The sequence below is a fragment of the Nocardioides sp. genome (assembly GCF_016462705.1).
Taxonomy (GTDB): domain Bacteria; phylum Actinomycetota; class Actinomycetes; order Propionibacteriales; family Nocardioidaceae; genus Nocardioides.
This window is the reverse complement of record NZ_JAEMSS010000217.1, coordinates 1-6,208: the sequence shown is the minus strand read 5'-3', so window position 1 is coordinate 6,208 and position 6,208 is coordinate 1. Positions and strand designations below refer to the sequence as shown.

Sequence of the window (6,208 nt, the reverse complement as noted above, 5' to 3'; positions counted from 1 at the left end):
CTCACCGCCCCGGAGCGGATCACCCGCGAGCTGCTCGACCAGAAGGTCATCCACGAGCACGGCGCGGTCATCGGGGTCGCCTCGATCGCGGGCATCGCCGGCAACGTCGGGCAGACCAACTACGCCGCCTCCAAGGCCGGCGTGATCGGCCTGGTCGACTCGCTCGCCGACGACCTGCCGGACGGCATCACCATCAACGCCGTCGCGCCCGGCTTCATCATCACCAAGATGACCGACGCGGTGCCGTTCGCGACCCGTGAGGTCGGTCAGCGCCTCAACGCGATGGCGCAGGGCGGCCTGCCCGTCGACGTGGCCGAGACCATCGCCTGGTTCGCCAACCCGGCGTCCTCGGCCGTCAACGGCAACGTGGTCCGGGTGTGCGGCCAGATGATGCTGGGGGCATAGGCGTGCCCGAGCTGCCCCTCATGCTCCGGGCCGCGCTGCCGTCGGTCCCGGTCGTCAACCAGCTGCCCGGCGTCCGCAAGACCCGGGGCGACCTCGCGGGTCTCGAGCGGAGCCGCACCGGCGTGACGATCGCGCGCGAGCACGTCGACCGGTACGCCGCGGTGTGCGGGTTCCCCGTGAAGGACGCCGTGCCCCTGCCGTACCCGCATCTGCTCGCCTTCGAGCTGCAGATGGGGATCATGACCGACCCCGGCTTCCCGGCACCGGCCATCGGCACGGTCCACCTGGAGAACTCGATCACCCAGCACCGACCGGTCGGCGTCGGCGAGACCGTCGACGTGGCTGCGAGCGTCGGCCCGGCCCGGCCGCACCCCAAGGGCGCGGTCTACGACTTCGTCACCGTGGTGACGGCGGGCGGCGAGACGGTGTGGGAGGAGACCTCGTCCTACCTCCGGCGGGGCAAGGGCGACGACTCGGCGCCGTCCGGCACCAGCTTCCCGGACGCCGAGCCGCACGGCATCGTGTGGCGACTGCCCGCCGACCTCGGCCGGACGTACGCCGCGGTCTCCGGCGACCGCAACCCGATCCACCTCTACGCGCTGACCGCCAAGGCGCTCGGCTTCCCGCGGCAGATCGCGCACGGCATGTGGACGATGGCTCGCTGCGTCGCCGCGCTGGAGAACCGGATCCCCGACGCGGCCACGGTGGAGGTCGCCTTCAAGCGACCGGTGCTGCTGCCCGGGTCGGTGGCGTTCGGCTCCACACCGCTGGCCGACGGGTTCGCGTTCAGCCTCACCAGCCCGAAGGACGGCTCGCCGCACCTGGTGGGGCGGACGACGAACGGCTGAGTCCGGCCCGGCGGGAGGCTCACCGGCTGGCCGGTGATCACCCGCCCGCTCAGCGGCCGTTGCCGAACCGCACCCGGTGGGTCTTGGCCGGGCCCTTCTTGGTGGGCTTGACGGCCTTGCGCATCGAGAACGTCGCGGTGTCCGGGTCCCAGATGCCCAGGTCGGTCGTCCCGTTGGCGTCCCAGTCGCCGACCACCGGCAGGTCACCGGGCACGCCGAGCACGACCTGGGTGAGCGTCTCCACGCCCGCCGGGTCGACCAGCCGCAGGGTGTAGGTCGCGGTGGCGGAGTCGTAGACACCCAGGTCGGTCGTCCCGTCGCCGTCCCAGTCGCCGGTCACGGGCAGGTCGTCCATGTCGCCGAGCCGGACCTTCGTCTTGGTCCCGTCGGCCGCGCGCAGGAGGAAGACGTTCGAGGTGGCGCGGCGGGTGCCGATCTCCCAGAGCCCGTTGCCGTCCCAGTCGCCGGCGATGGCGTTGTCCGAGCGGCCCCCGAACTTGACCTCGGTGATGATCCGACCGGTCTTGAGCCTGAACGTCTTGGACTGCGGGTTGCGGACTCCCGGGGTCGCCTTGCCGTCGCCGTCCCAGTCACCCAGCACCGGTTGGTCGGAGGAGGTGCCCATCCGGATGACCTTGTCGGCCTTCGGCTCGCGACGGACGTAGAAGGCGGGCGTGGCGGTACGCCGGAAGACGACCAGCTCGGCGCGCTTGCCACCCACCACGTTGCCGGCCAGCGGCACGTCCGGGATCGAGACCACGCCGCAGTTCTCCGAGGCCTGAGCGGTGCCGTAGACGTAGCGGAGACCGTGGAACCACGAGTCGATGACCGAGCTGCCCAGCCGCTCCTCGAAGTGCAGGTGCGACCCGTAGGAGTTGCCGGTGTTGCCGACGGTGCCGAGCTGCGTGCCGGCCGACACGGCCTGCCCGACGGTCACGGTGACCGAGTCGAGGTGGGCGTAGAGGGTGCTCTCGTCGTTGCCGTGGTCGACCACGACGAACTGGCCGTAGGACGGCCGGTTCTTGCCGGTGACCGCGGTCGTGACCACGCCGGGCGCGGCCGCGACCACGGGGGCGCCGAGGTCGTCAGTGCGGTTGAAGTCGACGGACCGGGCGCTGGGGCTGTGGCTGGCCCGCGTCGTGCCGGTCCACACCTCGCCGCACGGGAACGGCAGCTCGAAGGCGGTCAGCGGCTGGGCGGTCGGCTTCTTGGAGATGTCGGCCAGGGTGGTGACCAGCTCGCCCTCGTAGGAGCCCTCCAGCTCCTCGTCGGGCTCCTTGGGACCCTTCGGGTCCTTCGGGCCCTTCGGGTCCTGGGGGCCCTTCGGACCCTTCGGTCCCTTCGGGTCCTTGGGGTCCTTGTCGTCCTTGTCCTCGTCGATCGGTGACTTGGGCGGCAGGCCGGTGCCCGCGATGAAGCTGCCGTTGCCGCTGTTCCCGCCGTTTCCACCGCCGTCGCGGGCCTGCGCCGAGACGGCGAGGGGTCCGGCGACGACGGCCAGGGCAACCGTCGAGGCGAGGATCGCGGGTGGCAGCGAACGCGGGGACATCACAGAGCTCCGTGGGGTCGGACGACAGGGGTCGGGGGACTCTCAGTGAAGCCCGACGACCGCCGTGTCGTCCGGGGATTGATGAGAAATCAACCGATCGGACCGGAGTGTCCGATTGCGCTGACGCGGAGCGACAGTCGTGATCTAGGTACGGCGGCTGCCGGTCAGGTGAGACCGGGACCGGTGGAGCGGTCCCGACGCCGGCGGATCAGGCCCTCCTGGGCCACCGTGGCGACCAGGACGCCGTCCTGGGTGAACACCCGGCCGAACGACAGCCCCCGGCCTCCGTAGGCCCGGGGCGACCACTGGTCGTAGAGCCACCACTCGTCGGCCCGGAACGGCTGGTGCAGCCAGATGGTGTGGTCCAGCGACGCCATCTGCGTCCTCGACGGGTCGGCGTCGTGCGCGGCGAGCGAGGCGCCGAGCAGGCTGATGTCACTGGCGTAGGCGAACGCCGCGAGGTGCTCGACCGGGTCGACGGGGTCGACCGCGAGGCCCGGCTTGATCCGGATCCACATCCGCGCCTGGGCCGGGTGCTGCGGGTCGGCGGGCAGGCCGTGCCGGGAGTTGCCGAGGAACCGGACCTCGATAGCCCCCCACTCCTTGCCGAGCGCGTCCGCCTCGTCGTTGCCGCGGTCGCGCATCAGGTCCACGAGGTCGAAGCCCTGGTCGGGGCCGCCGACCTCCGGCATCGCGTCCTGGTGGTCGTAGCCGTCCTCGACCCGCTGGAAGTTGACCGTCTGGTAGTAGATGGGCCGGCCGTGCTGGCGCGCCATCACCCGCCGGGTGAGGAACGAGCGGCCGTCCCTGATCCGCTCCACCTCGTAGACGATCGGCACGGAGTAGTCGCCCGGGAGCAGGAAGTAGGAGTGGAAGGAGTGCACCTGGAACTCGGGGTCCACGCTGCGCACCGCGGCCACCAGGGCCTGAGCCGCGACCTGGCCCCCGTAGACGCGCGGCCGCGGCGAGTCGGGCTGGCTGCCCCGGAACAGGTCGTCGTCGAGGGTCTCGAGGTCGAGCAGCGCGACCAGGTCACGGACGTAGGGGTCGGGCTCGGGAGCCCGGGTGCCGCTGGGGGTGCCGGAGGTCACGTCGGTCACGGGTCCTGCCTCCCGGGGTCGCCCTCGGTGCCGTCCAGCCCGGCCAGGAACTGCTCGAACTGGCGGCCGATCTCGTCGCCGGTCGGCAACGGCTCGTCCCCGGCGAGCAGGTTGGACCCGGACTGCTCGGCCTGCTCGAAGGCGTCGTACTGCCGCTCGAGCGCCTCGACAACCTCCCCCACCTCCTCGTTGGCGGAGAGATAGCGGGCGATCTCCTCGTCACGCTCCTCGCCCTGCGCGCGCAGGTCCGTCAGGTCGATGGTGAGGCGGCCGGCCAGCTCGACACGCTCGAGCAGCACGGCAGAGGCCTGCGGGTAGTCGAGCTGGGCCAGGTAGTGCGGGATGTGTGCCACGAAGCCGAGCATGTCGTGACCCCACTCCCCCAGCCGGATCTCGAGCAGGGACTGGGCGCTGCTGGGGATCCGCAGCTCGCCGCGCCACGGGCTGACGCCCGGGACCAGCTCCGTGCGGTTGGCGTGCGGCGTGATCGCGATCGGACGGGTGTGCGGCACGGCCATCGGCACCGAGCCCATGGAGACGACCCGGGTGACCTGCAGCCGCTCGACGACCTCGCGCACGGCTCGTGCGAACGCCTCCCAGCGGTTGTCGGGCTCGGGTCCGTGCATGAGCAGGAACGGCGTACCTCCGCTGTCGCGCAGCAGCCGGACCAGCAGGCGCGGTGCCTCGTAGCCCTCGTAGTGGTCCTGCACGAAGGACATCGGTGGGCGCCTCGCCCGGTAGTCGTGGAGCTGGTCGACGTCGAACGTCGCCACCACGGTCGCCTCGCCACCCTGCTGGACCAGGTGGGTGGCGGCGTGAGCGGCCGCGTTGCCGGCGTCGAGGAACCCGTCGAGCACGAGCACCATGGTCAGGTCGCCGGCCGCCCAGGCGTCGCCGAGCTCCGGCACGTCGTCGACGATGTGCACGAGGCGCGGTTTGGACACCCGTCCACGATAGGGGCCGGGGCCGCACCGCCGCTCAGCCGGGCGCCGGCTCGGACGTCGGCAGGCCCGGAGTGGGCGTGGGAGCCGGTGTGGGAGTCGTTGCGGGGGTCGGTGTCGGCGTCGGGATGGACGTCGGCGTCGGGACCGGCTCGGGAGCCTCGTAGGTCGCGAGCAGGAGCTTGCCCGCCTTCCGCGCCAGGGTGCGCTGGTTGAGCCCGAGCTGGGCGAGCAGGACCTCGTCCGGGTCGACGTCCTCCTGGTCGAGCGCGTCCAGGACCTGCCAGAGGGCGACCTCGCCGAAGCTGGCGGCGAGGTACTCGCAGGCGAACCAGGCGATCCCGTAGTTGGCCGAGGCACGGCCCGGTGTGCCGACGTCGTTGAACGACTCGTCGGGCGGCATCTCGGTCACCCCCGCGCGGGCCGCCTCGAGGGCCGCCTCGGAGATCGTCCGCTTCTCCGGCGGCAGCGGCTGCACGGAGACGTACTCGGCGAGGCCCTCGCTGAGCCACACCGGCGCCCGGTCGTCGGCCTCGCCGATCGCGACGTGGGTCAGCTCGTGGCGGACCAGGCGGTCCCGGGCGCGTCCGGCCTCGTCGAGCATCCGTGGGTGCAGGGCGAAACGGGTGCCCACGGTGGCGACGTTGCCGGCCTGGTCGGCGTCAGGGGCGCCGGCAGCGGCGAAGACCGGGAACGCCACCGCGTCGACGCTGGTCGGGTCACCCCCGGGGAGACCTGGCAGGGTCGCGAGGAACGCCGTCGTGGACAGGGCGTAGACGACCACCGACTGCGACCACGACGAGGGCACCACCCCGGCGACGTCGGCGATGCCGCGCTCCACCGAGGCGAGCAGCTTCGTGGAGGCCCGGACACTGCCGGAGTCGAACACCCCGAGGACGTTGCCGCGCCGGGCCACCACGATCTCGCCGTCGTCCCACGGCTGCGGCTCGACCTGGTTGTCGACCTCCCACTGCAGATCGGTGACCGAGGCCACCCGGAACCGGCCGGGCCGGTCGCCCGGAGTGAACAGGTACCGGTCGCGGGAGACCACCGGCGCCGTGTCGAAACCGTCGAGCTGGACGGCCAGGTCCACCACGACCCAGTAGGCCTCCCCGTCGCGCACCAGCCCGGCGGGATCGACCGTGTAGTCGAACACGGCGAGCGGGAGCTGCCGGAGGTTGGCGAAGTAGGTGCGCTGCTGGTCCAGCAGACCCGGGTCTCCCTGGTCCCCCGTCGCCAGACCGGCCAGGAAGACCCGCTCGTCGCCCCGGCGTACGGCGTCGGCGCGGCGGTCGAGGGCCGCCTCGATGCCGGCCAGCGCGTCGGGAGGGGCGTCGGTGATCGTCACCCCTGAGGGGGACGGGG

6 protein-coding genes are annotated in these 6,208 nt (G+C 72.2%); 2 read left to right on the top strand and 4 right to left on the bottom strand.

Annotation, left to right across the window (positions count from 1 at the left end; genetic code table 11):
• Both JHD21_RS19680 and JHD21_RS19675 read left to right on the top strand, forming a co-directional pair.
• On the top strand, positions 1 to 405 hold a 405-nt coding region (locus JHD21_RS19680; protein ID WP_292678726.1), incomplete at its 5' end, for an SDR family oxidoreductase.
• A gap of 2 nt (positions 406 to 407) precedes the next feature.
• Positions 408 to 1,253 carry a MaoC/PaaZ C-terminal domain-containing protein gene (locus JHD21_RS19675; protein ID WP_292678722.1) on the top strand — a complete coding sequence of 282 codons (846 nt, stop codon included), beginning with the start codon at positions 408 to 410 and terminating at the stop codon, positions 1,251 to 1,253.
• Positions 1,254 to 1,302: 49 nt separating this feature from the next.
• Here JHD21_RS19675 and JHD21_RS19670 read toward each other — a convergent pair whose 3' ends face one another.
• From JHD21_RS19670 to JHD21_RS19655, 4 genes are all read right to left on the bottom strand, one after another.
• Complete coding sequence (locus JHD21_RS19670) at positions 1,303 to 2,802, bottom strand: M23 family metallopeptidase (protein WP_292678719.1); 1,500 nt, start codon at positions 2,800 to 2,802, stop codon at positions 1,303 to 1,305.
• A 164-nt stretch (positions 2,803 to 2,966) separates the two neighbouring features.
• Positions 2,967 to 3,902, bottom strand: a complete 936-nt coding sequence (locus tag JHD21_RS19665; RefSeq protein WP_365696377.1) for an acyl-CoA thioesterase domain-containing protein — start codon at positions 3,900 to 3,902, stop codon at positions 2,967 to 2,969.
• Positions 3,899 to 4,846: a PAC2 family protein gene (locus tag JHD21_RS19660; protein ID WP_292678717.1), complete on the bottom strand. Its 948-nt coding sequence runs from the start codon at positions 4,844 to 4,846 to the stop codon at positions 3,899 to 3,901. The genes JHD21_RS19665 and JHD21_RS19660 overlap by 4 nt, the downstream gene beginning before the upstream one ends.
• Positions 4,847 to 4,880: 34 nt before the next feature.
• On the bottom strand, positions 4,881 to 6,208 hold a 1,328-nt coding region (locus JHD21_RS19655; protein ID WP_292678715.1), incomplete at its 5' end, for a hypothetical protein.